This is a genomic window from Anaerofilum hominis, assembly GCF_014287275.1.
Lineage (GTDB): Bacteria > Bacillota > Clostridia > Oscillospirales > Ruminococcaceae > Pygmaiobacter > Pygmaiobacter hominis.
Genome location: NZ_JACONZ010000003.1, coordinates 376,422 through 390,650, shown reverse-complemented (window position 1 = coordinate 390,650; position 14,229 = coordinate 376,422). Strand labels below are relative to the sequence as shown.

Sequence of the window (14,229 nt, the reverse complement as noted above, 5' to 3'; positions counted from 1 at the left end):
CATGAAAACAGACCAGTATCTGATCGATTTTTATACCCAGTATGACGAGGACGGCCGGCTGCTGTCCAACCACGGGGCGGTGGAATTTCTCACCACCATGCGCTACCTTGAAAAATACATCAAGCCGGGCGACCGGGTGCTGGAGATCGGCGCGGGGACCGGCCGCTACTCCCACACGCTGGCCCGCCAGGGATATGACGTGGACGCCGTGGAGTTGGTCGAGCACAACATCTCGGTCTTCCGTCAAAACACGCAGCCCGGCGAAAACGTCACCGTCGTCCAGGGCAACGCCCTTGCGCTGGACGCTTTCCCCGACAGCCGGTACGACATCTCGCTGCTGCTGGGCCCGCTGTATCATCTCTATACCAAACAGGACAAACAGCAGGCGCTGCGCGAGGCCATCCGGGTCACAAAGCCGGGCGGTGTGATCTTTGCCGCCTATGTGATCTCCGACGGCTGCCTTTTGGACGAGGGGTTCCGCCGCGGCAATGTCGACGTCGCCGCATATCTGAAAGAGGGGCTCCTGGACCCGGAGACCTTTGCCGCCAGATCCGGGCCGAAAGACCTGTTCGAACTTGTCCGCAAAGAAGATGTCGACGAACTGATCTCCGGCCTGCCCCTCACCCGGCTGCACTATGTGGCTGCGGACGGCTGCGCGCTTTTTCTGCGCGAGGAGCTCGACGCCATGGATCAGGATGCCTTTGCACTGTACCTGAACTACCACTATGCCACCTGCGAGCGCAAAGATCTGCTGGGCGTCACCAGTCACGCGCTGGATATCCTCAAAAAGCAGACGTGAGCGCCGATGCGCTCTGCCCGGCCCAGCGGTGAACTATTTTTGATAGGCTGCTTGACGATCACAGAAAACAGTTTATAATGAACATTGTTCATTTTTAAAGAGGATTGAAGATAATTTAAAATAAAAGACGCGTTCCAGCCCAAAAAGGCAGAAAGACGCGTCTTTTATTTCTGTTTTCCATCCTGCCTGGCCGGCAAGGCGCCGGCCCTCCCGTTATGCACCTGGGCCGATGACGGCGTGCCTCTCATGGATCGGTCCACTCTTCAAAATCATTTCCCATACTGTCCATCCATATCCGTTATCGCTGTGTTCTTTCTGAAAAGCTGCCTCTCACAAAAGTTAAAAATTTCCAGTGCACAATTTTTTCATAAGCTCCGGCATCTGTTGCTCCCAAAAACTCCACAGATGAGCCCCTGGTGCTGCAACAAATTCATGCGGATATCCGATTTCTTTTAAATGCAGGTCAAATTTTACATTGTCCTCATACAAAAAGTCCTCTGTACCGCAGATCTGGAACAGATATGGTTTTTTTCCCGTATCCATCGCCTTTTCCGCGAGTTTAAAACAGTCGTTTTCTTCTTTGAATTCCATGTTCTCTCCCAGCACTGCACCGATATCCCGTGCAGAAGTTCCATGGTGGTTTTCTGCGATGCTCTGAAATCGTACTGCACCGGACAGGCAGCCGATCGCCTTGTAGTTGTCAGGATAATTCAGGCCCACTTTAACGCATCCATGCCCTCCCATAGACTGGCCGCAAATAAAAGTTTTTTCAGGCAATTTAAATTTTTTGTTGATCTCACTGGGCAGTTCCTCTCCAAAAAAGTGCAGATACTGTCCCCCATAGACCATATTGCTGTAAAAGCTATTTCCCGCATCCGCCATCACGACATGAAAGTTATAAAGCCGAGCAAAATATTCCAATCTTGTAAAACGAATCCAGTCGCCGGAACTGCCCGTATATCCGTGCAGAAGATACATGGTCTTGGGACAGGTATCCAGCTGTTCCAGGTCAAATGGACTATCTGGATAAACCACGCGCACAACCACATTGCGGTTCAGCTCTTTCGAAGTGAATTCCCCTGTGAATACAGACATTTTTATTCCTCCTCCTTTTTAGTCCGCGCCATCAACTTTTTAAATCCGTAGATACCCGCTCCCCGCACTCCGTTGTAGATATCATCCGAAGCATAAACGATCTCCAGTTCTTTTTCAGGGGCAGGCTTACGGACATGCCGTCGGATACTGTTCTCAAAATCTCCCGTTGGGAAGCCCGGCATCGCCAGAACGCCTCCCCCCAGGATCACGTAATCCGGATCAAAAATATTGATCTCAGTCGCCACAGGGATAGACAAATAATCAATAAAGTCCCGTAAAAAGCCGCAGGTGGGATAATGTTTTAAAAACATCTCACACATTTCAGCTCCCGGCAGATAGGCGTCCCGCAGTTCACTTAGCTTTCGGCCGGATGCAATCGTCTCAACGCAGCCGAAATTGCCGCAGCTGCATCGCTCCGCGTTGCCGGGCACTGGAATATGCCCCAGTTCGCATGCCGTTCCATTTTTGCCGATCAAAAGATTCCCTTCTACCATTACTGCATTGCCAAAACCCGTACCCACATAACATCCTATCACAGTGCCCGAGGTATCCAGTTTCAAGCGTTCAATATCATTGTAAAGCAAAAAATTCACATCTCGTTCCAGTATTGTGGATAGCCCAAGTTCTTTTTCTACAATCTCCCCCAAGCGAATGTTGTCCAATCCCGGGATGTTGGGGGTCGAAATGATCGTTTTTCTGTCCCGGCTCAATGTGGAGGGAACCCCGATAGAAATCCCTAAAATATCTGATTTCCCCTTAAAATCCCTGATATAGTTTTTCAGGACATCGCATACGGCCCCTACTGTGTTTTCCGTCCCGAACAAAGTGCTGCAAAAAGCCATCCGGGTGTTCTGCAATCGGTATGTGGCATCCACACAGCCCATCCGGACTCTTGTTCCCCCGATATCTACACCGATCACGAAATTCTTTTTCATCCTTCTCCCCCTGCGATTGCCGTGGAAAACTGTCGGCGCATTTTATTGCAAGCAATCTGTAAATCGGGGTCTAAAGAAAAAAGTCCCGCATTGCCAAGAATATACGCTTCCGCTCCGGCATCGTGCAGCATTCGGTAATATTCCTGTCTGCAGCCGCCGTCGACCTGAATAAGATAGTGCCACCCGTTCTCTTCCCGCATCCTGCGTGCTTCTCTGATCTTATCTAACATCTCAAAGATGAAACTCTGCCCTGCAAACCCAACATCTACCGTCATTACCGTGAGAAGATCAATTCTCCCCAAAAGATATTTGATGCAATCCAGCGGAGTGGAAGGGTTCAGCACCAGCCCTTTCTTGCAGCCCAGTTTTTCTATTTTATTCATCATTCGGAACCCATCGCGGTTGATGGTCTCCGCATGCAGCGATATGCAGGATGCTCCCGCTTCGGCCACAGCATCGACCAGAAAATCATCCGGCTTCGTCGCCATGAGGTGAGCATCCACCGGCAGATTGCAGGTGCTGGATACCACTCGGAGAAAGGCCGGCGACAATGCGAGGTTCTTACAAAAGTGCCCGTCCATAATATCGAAATGCAGAGCGTCAAAATTTTTTTCAAAAATTTTTAACTGCTCTTCGGCGTGAAGAAAATCCATACACATCAGTGAAGGTGATAGGTATTCTCTTTTCAAACTTCCTGCCTCCTTTGCGGATCAATTCAACCGCGTTTTCTATAGATCACACTATCGGAGCAGATCGCCGCCAGCATAATCAGACCTTTGACGATATTCTGTATAAAAGATTCCACGCCTATCAGGGTGAGTCCATTGTTGAGGACCCCAATGATCAGAATACCAATAAGGATGCCCGAGACTTTTCCCTTTCCTCCCCGCACGGATACGCCGCCCAGCATGATGGCGGTCATGGCGTCAAAAGTATATCCGTCGCCGCAAGTTGTACTGACCGAGTTTAATCTGGCGGCCATCATGATCGCCGCGATCCCCGCCAAAAAGCCTCCCGCCACATAGGCGCCCACCTTGATTTTCTGTGTGTTGATGCCGGATAACCGCGAGGCTTCCTCATTTCCGCCCACGCTGTAGATATAGCGTCCCAGACAGGTCTTATTCAACACAAAAGCTCCCGCGATCAATATGATCAGCATTAGAATAACGGGCATAGGGACAGCTCCGATATATCCTTGAGAAATAAATTTGAAAGCATCGGAAAAATGCGAGATCTGATATCCGCCGGTAATACCGAACGATATTCCCGAAAAGACAGTGGAAAACGCCAGTGTGGCAACAAAAGGATTGATCTGGAATTTGTTAATAACATATCCAATGATAAATCCTACAACAAGGCTCAGACAAAGTGCAGCCGGGATCGCAACCGCCATGCTCATCTTTCTGTTGACCATAAGATGAGCGGCCACCAGCGCGTACAGAGTCATCTGATTTCCGATTGAGATATCCAGACCGCCAGAAAGAGTAATAATGGCTGCGGCCAAACTGGCTACCCCTAAAACAGAGACTTGGCGTATCACCAGAAAAAGATTGTTTGCTGTTAAAAATTTATCAGAAGACACCGCAAAGAAGATGCAGAGCAAGAGCAAAAAAAGCAGGATGACATTGTTCTGCAAAAAATTTTTGATATTCCTTTTTTGAATTTGTGCTTTCATTTTAGCCTCCGCTATTTTATTCCGGACGCATATTGCATGATTTTTTTCTCGTCAAACTCGTCCCGGGATTTCAGTTCTCCCCAAACCGTACCCTCATAGAAAACAGCAATGCGGTCTGAGACTCCCATAATCTCTTCCATGTCAGAAGAAACTAAGATAACAGCTTTTCCTTTCTCCGCCAGCTGGCACAAAAGATTATATATCTCCTGTTTGGAAGAGACGTCGATTCCTTTTGTAGGTTCGTCAAAAATCAGTATATCGCTCTCCATGCCCATCCATTTGGCCACAACGACTTTTTGCTGGTTTCCTCCGGACAGATTGACGACGACTTGATCTTTGCTGGGGGTTTTGATCGCCAGTTCTTCTATACTCTTTTCCACTAGTCTGTCGTCTGCCTTTTTGTCGATTACAAACCATCGGGACAGCCTTTTCAAAGACGGCAAGTCAATGTTGTTTTTGACCGGCAGAGACAGGATCAGCCCTTGTGTCTTTCTGTTTTCCGGTAAAAAGGCCACTCCATGACGAATGGAATCCTGCGGGCTTTTCATAATTTTCTGCTTGCCCTTGATCCACACTTCGCCCGAGGTGATCCTGGCCGCACCAAAGATCCCCAGCATCGTTTCAGTGCGCCCGGCTCCCACTAGCCCTGCCAGTCCCAGGATCTCCCCCCTGCGCACATAAAGACTTACGTCATGAAACCTTGGACCAGAAATATGTTTTACTTCCAAAAGAGTCTCCCCTGGACACGCGTGGGAAACTGGGAACACCTCATTAAAGTCTCGTCCCACCATCAGATTAATGAGTTCCGTTCTGTCTATCTCTGACACTTTCCGGGTTGTAATCATTTTTCCGTCTCGCATGACTGTGACGCGGGAGGCAATGCGGAAGATCTCCTCCAGCCGATGGGAGATAAAAAGGATGGTAACTCCTTTCCTGCTTAACTTTTCAACGACCTCAAAAAGTGTATCAGCCTCCCCGGTGGACAAAGCAGAGGTTGGTTCGTCGAGAATGAGCAGCTTTACCTTTTTGGTTAACGCTTTTGCAATTTCTACCATCTGCTGATAGCCCGGCGTCAATGAAGCGACTGTGTCTCTGGGAGAAATAGCGCCCATCCCCAATTGGTCCAATATCCGTCGTGTCTCTGCTTCCATCGTTTTGAAATCCACCAGAATGCCTTTATGCGGTGGACTGCCGATAAACACGTTATCCATGACCGACAAATTACCGATCTGATTTAATTCCTGATAAATGACCTGTATTCCCAGATCCAAGGATTGACGCGGTGTCAATCCATTATATTCATGCCCTTCCACTGTGATTGTTCCCTGATCGGGTTGGATCGCTCCTGAAAGGACTTTCATCAAAGTGGACTTTCCCGCCCCGTTCTCCCCAATAATTGCATGGATCTCGCCTCGGGCAAATCCTACCGACACATCGTCCAAGGCGCGTACACCGGGGTATGTCTTTGTAATCCCTTTGACGCTGATAAAATCGTTCACACCTTCACCTTCTTTTCAGAGAGGACGGGCCGCATATCCCGCAGGACATGCGGCCCGCTCCATCTCATCTTTTGGAACTCAAGGATGTTGTGTACCTTTGGCCCCTCACTCGGCTTCATAGCCAATTTTTTCTGCGTATTCGTCCACATTCTCCCCGGTGATCATGGTTACCGGCAAACTGATTGAGATATCAGAAGCACTCGTGCCCTCCTGTAATTCAAGTGCGGCGTCAATCAGACCTTTGGGGATCTCCAATGTGCCGGTGTCAGCGGTGCCGCGGTATCCTTTCTCTGCATACAGCCAGCCTACGGCGTCTTTTGTTCCGTCGACCGAATACAGCGCCCAATCAGAAGTGTTCTGTCCGGAAGCCTGCAGGGACTCATAAAAATAACTCATCACAACGTCAGAGATCGCATAGACGATGCGGCAGTCGGGGTGCGCGGTCATCTGGTTCTCACAGGCGCCCGTAAACTCATCCAAGCCATAGTTTGACATATCCACATTGACGATTTCTACCTCAGGCGCGGTCTCTTCCATCCCTTTGATAAATCCCTCTTCTCTGTCAATCAGGGCCTTGTCGCGCGGATATCCCAGCACAAGCGCCTGCTTTAAGCCGTTGTCCAAAGCATATTGGCCCGCATATTGACCAGAGATATAGCCCGACGTATAATCATCCTGCAGCAAAGTAAAATCACAGCTGTCACATTGGATGGCGCTGTTCACAACGATAATATCGGGGCTTATGGCCTTTGCTGCTTCCGCAGCGGTTGCAGCAATCTCTACCGCCATTGGGCTGAGCAAAATCACCTGATATCCCATCGTCGCCATATTTTCTGCGGCGTTGACAATGGTGTCGCTGTTTTCGCCCCCATCAACGATCTGAAGCTCTATTCCAAGTTCCTTACAATAATCTAAAGCCACGCCGCTCATCGTAACGTAATTAGGGTTAGTGAGCTGCTCAAAAATAAAGCCCCATTGCTGTTTGGTTTGCTGTTCCGAAACAGAGCTTCCCGCCGATGCCGTGCTGCCGCTCTGCCCACCGCCGGAACCGCAGCCTGTCGCCACGCCTGCCAGCAACACAACTGTCAAGATCAATGACAATGCCTTTTTCATACTTTACCTCCACTTTTCATGTAATGTATTTTATTCCGTTGCTCTCAGAGCGGTCGGAACATGAACGATTTATTGGAGTAATCGATTTCTCATTGCGCTTAAACTATACTGTTTCTCCAAATAAAAGTCAATAGCATGCTTTAATTTTTGACGCATTGTTGAGTAATCGTTTGCTCAAATTGTGCAGGTTTCCTCTTTTTTCCCAAAATCAGGAAGATCTTTTATCCCTGTATGTAAAGCAATTCATTTCTATGGTCATGCAAAAACATCCCCGTACATTTTTTCTCTGTCAGGGAAAGCTTTTCATCTCTTTTCAAGCTGCGGCGTACGGCGGATGCCAGACTGTTTTGATTCACGTCCCTCCCGGTCAAAAAATGACGACAAAGCACACGGGCTGCAACTTCCCGCGCATACTTTGTCGTCATTTTTTCACACATGTTTCTGTTATTCCAATTTAACAGCTGCCCGCACCCATAAAAAACTAAGACGTTTTCATTTTTCCCGCTGGGTGGAGCGCCGCACCGTCAGGCTCACCGGCAGGCGGTAGTAGGTTTTTTCCGGCTGCTTTCCCTCTATCATCTGCAGCAGCAGTTCCGTGGCGAGGCGGGACATGCCCGGCACGTCCTGATGGACGCTGGTGAGGCCAGGCCCGCAGGCCGCCGCCAGCTGGCAATCATCAAAACCGGTCACCAGCACATCTCCCGGCACTTCCAGACCGTTCTCCCGCAGCCCGATCACAGCGCCCACCGCCATAGTATCGGTGGTGGACATGATGCCGTCAAAATGCGCTGTTCCCGCCACCAGCTGCGCTACAGCTACACGCGCGTCCTTTACAGAGACCGCCGCAGTATCCATACACAACAATTCATTCTCCCTCAGATCCTCCTCCACCAGTGCCCTCTGAAAGCCTTTGTAGCGCGCTTGCTGGTTGTCATCATTTTTGAGGCACTTCAGAATTGCGATCTGCCGGCACCCAGCCCGGATCAGCTCCTTTGTGGCAAGGTAGCCTCCCGTCTCATTGTCGGATTCAATCATCACGCCTGAAGTGCGCTCTTTGCGGCTGTGCGACGGCCGATCCAGATAAACCACCGGTGTCCCTGAAAGTTCGATATAATTGCGGAGGCCGGAAATAAGCACGATCCCGCGCACATTTTGTGCCGTCAGGGAGCGGATATGCTTTTTTTCCAGTTCCTCTGATTCGTTGGTATTACAGATCAGACAGGAATATCCGTGCTGGAACAAATTCATTTCCAAGTTAAGAACCAGTTCGGCAAAATGAGGGTTCGTAATGTCCGGCACAATGATTCCAATGACCTGAGTACGGCTGGTGCGCAACCCTTTTGCACTCATATTCGGCATATACCCCTGCTGGCGAATGATACGGCGCACACGCTCCTCCGTCTCCTTGGAAAACCTGCCGTTCTGATTGATCACCCGGGACACTGTCGCCGTGGAGACACCGGCCAACTGTGCAATCTCCTTGATGCTTTTTGCCTTTTCCAACTCTTCCTCTCCCCGCTTCCCCTGCGTTTTGGCCCTCCGGTCAGCAGGTGGAATTTCATGGCATTTTTAGTATACTTGCACCTTTCCTGTTTTGCAAGTGCCGTCGGCTCTCCTTTTTCTCTTGACAAAATAAAAGCATAAGCCTATAATGAACATTGTTCATTTTTGAAAAGGAGGCGCTGCCGTTGAATACGCCGGTCATCTCGCGGGAGGATATCCTGCGCGCAGCGCGGGAACTGGCGCTGGCCCCGGGGGCGGGCGCGCTGAGCATGCGGGCGGTGGCGCAGCGCTGCGGCATCGCGGTGGGGTCGGTGTACAACTATTTTCCCACCAAGGCGGACCTCACCATTGCCGTGGTCTCTCAGGTGTGGCAGGAGATCTTTCACCCCTGCCTGTGCGGCGGGCCGGAGGGAGATCTTCTCGGCCTGACCGCCCGCCTCGCAGAGGGCATCCGCAGGGCCGCCGCAGCCTATCCGGGCTTTTTTGCCCGTCATATGACGGTGATCGCCGACAAGGCGGCCGGCCGGGCGGCCATGCGGGAGTATTCCGTCCATGTGGAAAAGGCGCTGCTGCAGGCCCTGCTGTCCGACCCGGCCGTGCGCCGCGACGTATGGGACGATCGCTTTACGCCGCAGGCCTTTGCGTCGTTCGTGTTCGACCAGCTGCGCGCCGACCTGCTGCGGGGGACCGACTGCAGCGCGTTCCTGGAGGCGCTGATCCGCCGCGCGGTCTGCTGAGCGCTCCCGCCCCGCGCCCTGCCCCTCTTTCCGCTTTGCCGGCTCTTTCCTCCGTTTCCCCGGACGGTGTTATCAAAAGCGGAAAAAATGCGTTCTCCTCTCCCTGTTCCCCCTCTGGACGCCCGCCGGACAGCGGGCGGACGTTCCGCCCTAAAATGAACAATGTTCACCTTGAGTCTGCCTTGTCCCCGACAGTTCCTCAGGGAAAGCGCCGGGAGCACCGTCCCCCAGGGCTCCCCGGCTCAGCCTGATCGCTGCGGAGGCGGGTGCGGGCAGCGCCCTCCCTCCGTGCGGCCGCGGGCCCGCGCTTTCGGAAAAGCCGTTTTCCCGAGCCCGCCATTTCCCCTTTTGCCCCGAAAAGCCTGCCTCCTCACTTCTGCGCGGCCGGAACGGGGATGGAAAACGCGCCGGCGCTTTCCCTGTGCGGCATCCTCTTTCCGCCCGGGCGGAGACGCCGGGCCAAAGCTGTTGTTCTTTATTCGCCGCGACCTGGGGACAGGTCACACGGCTGCCCAAAAACAGCCTGCGGCTATTTTCTATCTCCATTCAAAACCGAAAGGATGATGTTTCAATGCAAGCGATCGTGGAGACCCTGTTCGATGCCGCTTACCTTGCCACCGTACTGACGCTGGGGGTGACGATGATCCGCAAAAGCCGGGGCGACCGGCAGTTTCTTCTGTTCGGCATCATGGCTGTGACGCTGGGCGCGGGAGACGCGTTCCACCTGGTTCCCCGGGCCCTGGCCCTGTGCACCACCGGGCTGGACAGCTACACCGCCGCTCTCGGCGCGGGCAAGCTGATCACCTCGGTGACGATGACCGCCTTTTATGTGCTGCTGTACTATGTCTGGCGGCTGCGCTACCGGGTGCAGGGCAAAAACGGCCTCACCGCCGCGGTCTGGCTGCTGGCAGCGGCGCGGGCGGCGCTCTGCCTGTTCCCGCAGAACGAATGGCTCTCCGCCGACGCGCCGCTCTCCTGGGCGATCTGGCGCAATATCCCTTTTGCGCTGCTGGGCCTGCTGGTGATCGTGCTGTTTTACCGGGAAGCGCGCCGCGCGGGTGACCGCGCCTATCGCTTCATGTGGCTGACCATCGTGCTCAGCTTTGCTTTCTATATCCCGGTGGTCCTCTGGGCGGACAGCGCGCCGCTGGTGGGCATGCTGATGATCCCCAAGACCTGCGCCTATGTCTGGACGGTACTGATCGGGTATTTTGATATGAAAAGGGCGCAGAAAAAATGAAAAAAATGCTGGACCTGTCCTTTGGATACGCGCTTGCCGCGCTGGCCGGAGGCGTGTTCTACCGCGAGTTCACCCGCCTGAACGGCTTTACCGGCCGCACGGCGCTGGGGCTGGTACACACCCATCTGTTTCTTCTGGGCTGCGGGCTTTTTCTGGTGCTGGCCGCCCTCTGCGCACGGCTCCCTGTGCGGGAGCAGAGGCCCTACCGGCTGTTCTTCCGCCTCTACAACGCCAGCCTGCCCTTGACCGCCGCCGCCCTGCTTGCGCGCGGCGTCCTGCAGGTGCTGGGCACGCCGCTGTCCTCCGCCGCAGACGCCGCGCTCTCCGGCGCGGCGGGGGTGGGGCACATCCTGCTGGGCGCGGGGCTGGTGCTGCTGTTTGTCTGTTTGCGCCGCGCCGCGGCCGCCGTGGAGGAAAAAAGTTTTTCTTGACAAGGCCGGCGGTACACGCTAGACTTACAGATAAACAAGAAATGCAGAGAACAGGATCACGGTCTGCGGCACGGACGTTCTTCAGAGAGCCATCGGGTGGTGCGAGATGGCGGCGGCCCCGCAAGACTATCCCCTGTGAGCAGCAGGCTGAAACCCTCTGGGGCGGTAGGCTGTGCCGGCCGGCCCGCCGTTATCGGGGCGCCCGTTGTTGGACGGGGTGAGCGGCTGCGCCTTTTGCGCGGCAATGAGAGTGGTACCGCGGAGCAAACGCTTCGTCTCTCGCCTTTCGGCGGCAGACGGGGCGTTTTTTGGTTCCTCTGCCCGGTTTTCATCAGAGGAAAGGTGGTTTCGCATCATGGAAAAAAAGATCGCATTGCTGCCCGGCAGCGGCATCGGCGCCGAGGTTCTGGCCGAGGCCGACAAGGTGCTGCGCTCAGCCGCTGCCCGCTTTGGGCACCGGTTTGAGTTTATCGAGGTCATGGGGGGCGAAGACGCGCCGCTGGACGCAGAAAATCTGGCCATCTGCCTGTCCGCTGACAGCGTGCTGGCCGGCGTTGGCACCGGCGCCGGCATCCGCCAGCTCATCGGCGAGATGCACCTGCAGGCCAGCATGCGTCCCGCGCTGCTCTACCCGCAGCTGGCCGGCGCCAGCCCCCTGGCGCCGGCGCTGGTCAGCAGGGATATCGACCTGATGCTGGTGCAGGCGCTGACAGGCGCTGCCGCAAGTCGGTACGGCCCGGCTCCGGCGGACGACGGCCGGGCGCAGGACGTGCTGCACTGTGTGGAGAGCGAGGCCCTGCGGGTGGCGAGCATCGCTTTTCGCACCTCCGAGATGCGCCGGGGCGGCCTGGTCTTTGTGGAGCAGCCGAGCGCGCCCGAGTGCAACCGGCTCTGGCGGCAGGTGGTGCAGCAGACGGCTGCGGGCTTCCCGCGGGTGGCCTTTTCCACGCTGGGGGCCTCCGCAGCCGCTGCGCAGCTGCTGCGCGACCCGGCCCGCTTTGACGTTATCCTGGCCGACGGACCCTGCGGCGAGGTGCTGGCGGGCGAGGCCGCAGGCCTCACCGGCAGCGCGGGCATGATGTCCTGCGCCATGCTCAGCAACGGCAGCAAGGGCCTTTACCACCCGGTGCTGGGCCCCTCGCCGGACATGGCGGGCCAAAACCTGGCAAACCCGGTGGGCGCCGTCTACGCCGGGGCGCTGATGATGAAATACGCTTTCGGCATGGCCGACGAGTGCGCCGCCATCGAGGCCGCCGTGCAGAAGGTACTGGACGACGGCTACCGCACAGTGGACATCCTCACCCCGCGCTGCCGCCTGGTGAGCTGCGATCGCTTCGGCGATCTGATCGCGGCGGCGCTCACCAGCCCCGCCCTCTACCGCAAGGTGGCCCGCAGCGTCAAGGCCGCGGGCGACGGCTTTGCGCCGCTGCACCGCAAGGTTGCCGGCGCGGCCGAGCTGTGACGCGCGCCCCGGGGCGCGCCGGGCAAAAAAGCGGCGGCGCTTGTCAAACCGCGGCGGATGCCGTATACTGAAACAGCAGAAAAACAATACGGGCGCGGCCGTCTTGAGCGGCCCGCCGGGTGAGGAGCCGGAACCATGAAAGCACGTATCCCCAAACACCGCGAGTTCGTTATCTCCCTTGACGAAAAAGAGGAACCCCGCCATCAGGAATGCTGGGACAAGCTCAACCAGATCGTCAAGGAGTATCAAAAGCAGGGAAAATCGGTCTACACCGAGACCTTTATCGAGGACAATGAGGACAAGGTAAAAGCGCTGCAGCAGGAGTATAAATTCACCTACACCATCGAGGAGCGGTGACCTCCGCCCCAAAAGGCCTGCCCAGGCGCGGAAGCGCGCCGGGCCAGAGGGAACGCCTTTTGCCCCGTTCCCGCGCTTTTCGGGGCGGCCCAAAATACGGGGAAACGCCTGCTTCCGGACGCGGCAGGCCCTTTTCCGCCGTGCCGCTCCGCCTTTTTGCTGTGCGGCGGGCCGCGCACAAAAGGGCCGCCGGGCCCTGCGCGCCTTTGCGTCCCCTGCCCGGGGACGCGGGTCCCCCTGCGCGAGGGCAAAAGCGCGCGCACCGTATAAGCTCCCCTGCAGCACAAACAGAGAGGCGCTCCCGCGGCCAAACCGGCCGGCGGAGAGCGCCTCTCTGTTTTTATTCTGATCTTCGTCTGCGCTGTTCGGCAGCAGCCTGCTGCGCCCTGCCGCGCCGGGATACGGGAGCCCCGCCCGCAGAGCCGCACCGCCGCTCAGCTGAAATAGACCACTTCCTGCTCCGGCTTTGCCGCCGGCTCGACCGTCTCGGCCACCAGCACCGGCCCCTTGCCGCCATAGATGGCGGCGTACTCGATCTTTACCCGCGCGGTCACGGTCACCCAGTCGCGGTTTTTCAGGCTAGCCGCTTTCTCGTACTTGCAGACCAGCCCCACAAAGGTGATATCCTCCACACAGCAGGTCATCACGAAGCGGCCGGGCGCAAAAGCCCCTTTCGGCACCCGGGGCGACTGGGCCACCTGGGCCAAAAAGCGCACCCGCTTGCCCGCGTATTTCTGCGGGTCGTCGGTGATGTCCATATACCACAGCCCAAAATCATCGTCTTTCACTTCCACGGGATCGGCGTCCAGGTCAAAGGGCAGCGGGTCCTCGATCTCGTCATAATCCACACTGCCGTTTTCATACTCGTAGGCGATCTCGCTGCGCCGGTTGGATCCGCGCACGATCCTGTGCAGGGCCATCTTGTCGGTGTCCGCGCCGCAGCGGTTGAACAGCACCATCTCGGCGCTGGACAACCGCTCCACCACCAAGCTGCGCATATTGGCGTTGTACATCTCAAAAGTGGCGGCGTCGGCCAGCATGATGTGCTGATAGAGCTGCCAGTTTTTCGGCATATGGGTCACCAGCACCGACATGGGCCACATGCCGTTATACTCCAGCAGCACCCGGTCGCTGTGATGCTTCGCAGTCAGGTTGCGCAGGTATTCGGCGGTCATCTCCTCCGGCGAGGAGATGGTCTCAATGGTCACATTGCCCCCCGCAAACTTGTCCGGCGCATATTCCGCCTCGCCCTCTTCACAGAGCAGCAGCAGCGTTTTTTCGCCGGAGGAAAAGCGCGGGTCGGCCAGCGTTTCCTGAATAAAACTGGTCTTGCCGCTGTCCAGAAAACCGGTGAACAGATAGAGCGGGATCATCTTGTCACCC

Annotated in this window: 14 protein-coding genes; 6 read left to right on the top strand and 8 right to left on the bottom strand. The window is 55.6% G+C overall.

The window, feature by feature from the left end; translation table 11 throughout:
* The first annotated feature begins 1 nt into the window (after position 1).
* The gene (locus H8S23_RS10300) at positions 2 to 799 is read left to right on the top strand and encodes a class I SAM-dependent methyltransferase (protein WP_186888256.1); all 798 of its coding nucleotides are present in this window, start codon (positions 2 to 4) and stop codon (positions 797 to 799) included.
* A gap of 339 nt (positions 800 to 1,138) precedes the next feature.
* On the opposite strand, the gene H8S23_RS10295 is transcribed toward H8S23_RS10300, so the two are convergent.
* The 7 genes from H8S23_RS10295 to H8S23_RS10265 form a co-directional block, all read right to left on the bottom strand.
* Positions 1,139 to 1,894, bottom strand: a complete 756-nt coding sequence (locus H8S23_RS10295; protein WP_186888255.1) for an alpha/beta hydrolase — start codon at positions 1,892 to 1,894, stop codon at positions 1,139 to 1,141.
* Positions 1,895 to 1,896: 2 nt separating this feature from the next.
* On the bottom strand, positions 1,897 to 2,829 hold the full coding sequence (gene alsK, locus H8S23_RS10290; protein ID WP_186888254.1) for an allose kinase: 933 nt from the start codon (positions 2,827 to 2,829) through the stop codon (positions 1,897 to 1,899).
* Entirely contained in the window at positions 2,826 to 3,518 is a 693-nt protein-coding gene (gene alsE, locus H8S23_RS10285; RefSeq protein WP_186888253.1) for a D-allulose 6-phosphate 3-epimerase, read from the bottom strand. The genes alsK and alsE overlap by 4 nt, the downstream gene beginning before the upstream one ends.
* Before the next feature lie 26 nt (positions 3,519 to 3,544).
* Positions 3,545 to 4,504 (bottom strand): ABC transporter permease, encoded by a 960-nt coding sequence (locus tag H8S23_RS10280; protein ID WP_186888252.1) that lies wholly within the window; start codon positions 4,502 to 4,504, stop codon positions 3,545 to 3,547.
* 11 nt (positions 4,505 to 4,515) lie between these two features.
* Positions 4,516 to 6,003, bottom strand: a complete 1,488-nt coding sequence (locus tag H8S23_RS10275; RefSeq protein ID WP_186888251.1) for an ATP-binding cassette domain-containing protein — start codon at positions 6,001 to 6,003, stop codon at positions 4,516 to 4,518.
* Between the two features lie 105 nt (positions 6,004 to 6,108).
* Positions 6,109 to 7,116, bottom strand: coding sequence for a sugar ABC transporter substrate-binding protein (locus H8S23_RS10270; RefSeq protein ID WP_186888250.1), 1,008 nt, complete (start codon positions 7,114 to 7,116; stop codon positions 6,109 to 6,111).
* 492 nt (positions 7,117 to 7,608) lie between these two features.
* Positions 7,609 to 8,619: a LacI family DNA-binding transcriptional regulator gene (locus tag H8S23_RS10265; protein WP_186888249.1), complete on the bottom strand. Its 1,011-nt coding sequence runs from the start codon at positions 8,617 to 8,619 to the stop codon at positions 7,609 to 7,611.
* A gap of 185 nt (positions 8,620 to 8,804) precedes the next feature.
* On the opposite strand from H8S23_RS10265, the gene H8S23_RS10260 reads away from it, so the two are divergent.
* From H8S23_RS10260 to H8S23_RS10240, 5 genes are all read left to right on the top strand, one after another.
* On the top strand, positions 8,805 to 9,356 hold the full coding sequence (locus H8S23_RS10260) for a TetR/AcrR family transcriptional regulator (RefSeq protein ID WP_186888248.1): 552 nt from the start codon (positions 8,805 to 8,807) through the stop codon (positions 9,354 to 9,356).
* A gap of 571 nt (positions 9,357 to 9,927) precedes the next feature.
* Complete coding sequence (locus tag H8S23_RS10255; RefSeq protein WP_186888247.1) at positions 9,928 to 10,596, top strand: hypothetical protein; 669 nt, start codon at positions 9,928 to 9,930, stop codon at positions 10,594 to 10,596.
* Positions 10,593 to 11,027, top strand: coding sequence for a DUF2871 family protein (locus H8S23_RS10250; protein ID WP_186888246.1), 435 nt, complete (start codon positions 10,593 to 10,595; stop codon positions 11,025 to 11,027). The genes H8S23_RS10255 and H8S23_RS10250 overlap by 4 nt, the downstream gene beginning before the upstream one ends.
* Before the next feature lie 355 nt (positions 11,028 to 11,382).
* Positions 11,383 to 12,489 (top strand): isocitrate/isopropylmalate family dehydrogenase, encoded by a 1,107-nt coding sequence (locus H8S23_RS10245; RefSeq protein WP_186888245.1) that lies wholly within the window; start codon positions 11,383 to 11,385, stop codon positions 12,487 to 12,489.
* A 135-nt stretch (positions 12,490 to 12,624) separates the two neighbouring features.
* Positions 12,625 to 12,846: a methylenetetrahydrofolate dehydrogenase gene (locus tag H8S23_RS10240; RefSeq protein WP_186888244.1), complete on the top strand. Its 222-nt coding sequence runs from the start codon at positions 12,625 to 12,627 to the stop codon at positions 12,844 to 12,846.
* A 434-nt stretch (positions 12,847 to 13,280) separates the two neighbouring features.
* Here H8S23_RS10240 and H8S23_RS10235 read toward each other — a convergent pair whose 3' ends face one another.
* Positions 13,281 to 14,219, bottom strand: coding sequence for a TIGR03943 family putative permease subunit (locus H8S23_RS10235; RefSeq protein WP_186888243.1), 939 nt, complete (start codon positions 14,217 to 14,219; stop codon positions 13,281 to 13,283).
* Positions 14,220 to 14,229 lie beyond the last annotated feature (10 nt).

Coding starts and splice junctions, on each gene's coding strand:
- H8S23_RS10250 (WP_186888246.1), top strand. CDS start 10,593: ATGAAAAAAATGCTGGACCTGTCCTTTGGATACGCGCTTGCCGCGCTG.
- H8S23_RS10295 (WP_186888255.1), bottom strand. CDS start 1,894: ATGTCTGTATTCACAGGGGAATTCACTTCGAAAGAGCTGAACCGCAAT.
- H8S23_RS10270 (WP_186888250.1), bottom strand. CDS start 7,116: ATGAAAAAGGCATTGTCATTGATCTTGACAGTTGTGTTGCTGGCAGGC.
- H8S23_RS10255 (WP_186888247.1), top strand. CDS start 9,928: ATGCAAGCGATCGTGGAGACCCTGTTCGATGCCGCTTACCTTGCCACC.
- H8S23_RS10280 (WP_186888252.1), bottom strand. CDS start 4,504: ATGAAAGCACAAATTCAAAAAAGGAATATCAAAAATTTTTTGCAGAAC.
- H8S23_RS10240 (WP_186888244.1), top strand. CDS start 12,625: ATGAAAGCACGTATCCCCAAACACCGCGAGTTCGTTATCTCCCTTGAC.
- alsK (WP_186888254.1), bottom strand. CDS start 2,829: ATGAAAAAGAATTTCGTGATCGGTGTAGATATCGGGGGAACAAGAGTC.
- H8S23_RS10300 (WP_186888256.1), top strand. CDS start 2: ATGAAAACAGACCAGTATCTGATCGATTTTTATACCCAGTATGACGAG.
- H8S23_RS10235 (WP_186888243.1), bottom strand. CDS start 14,219: ATGATCCCGCTCTATCTGTTCACCGGTTTTCTGGACAGCGGCAAGACC.
- H8S23_RS10245 (WP_186888245.1), top strand. CDS start 11,383: ATGGAAAAAAAGATCGCATTGCTGCCCGGCAGCGGCATCGGCGCCGAG.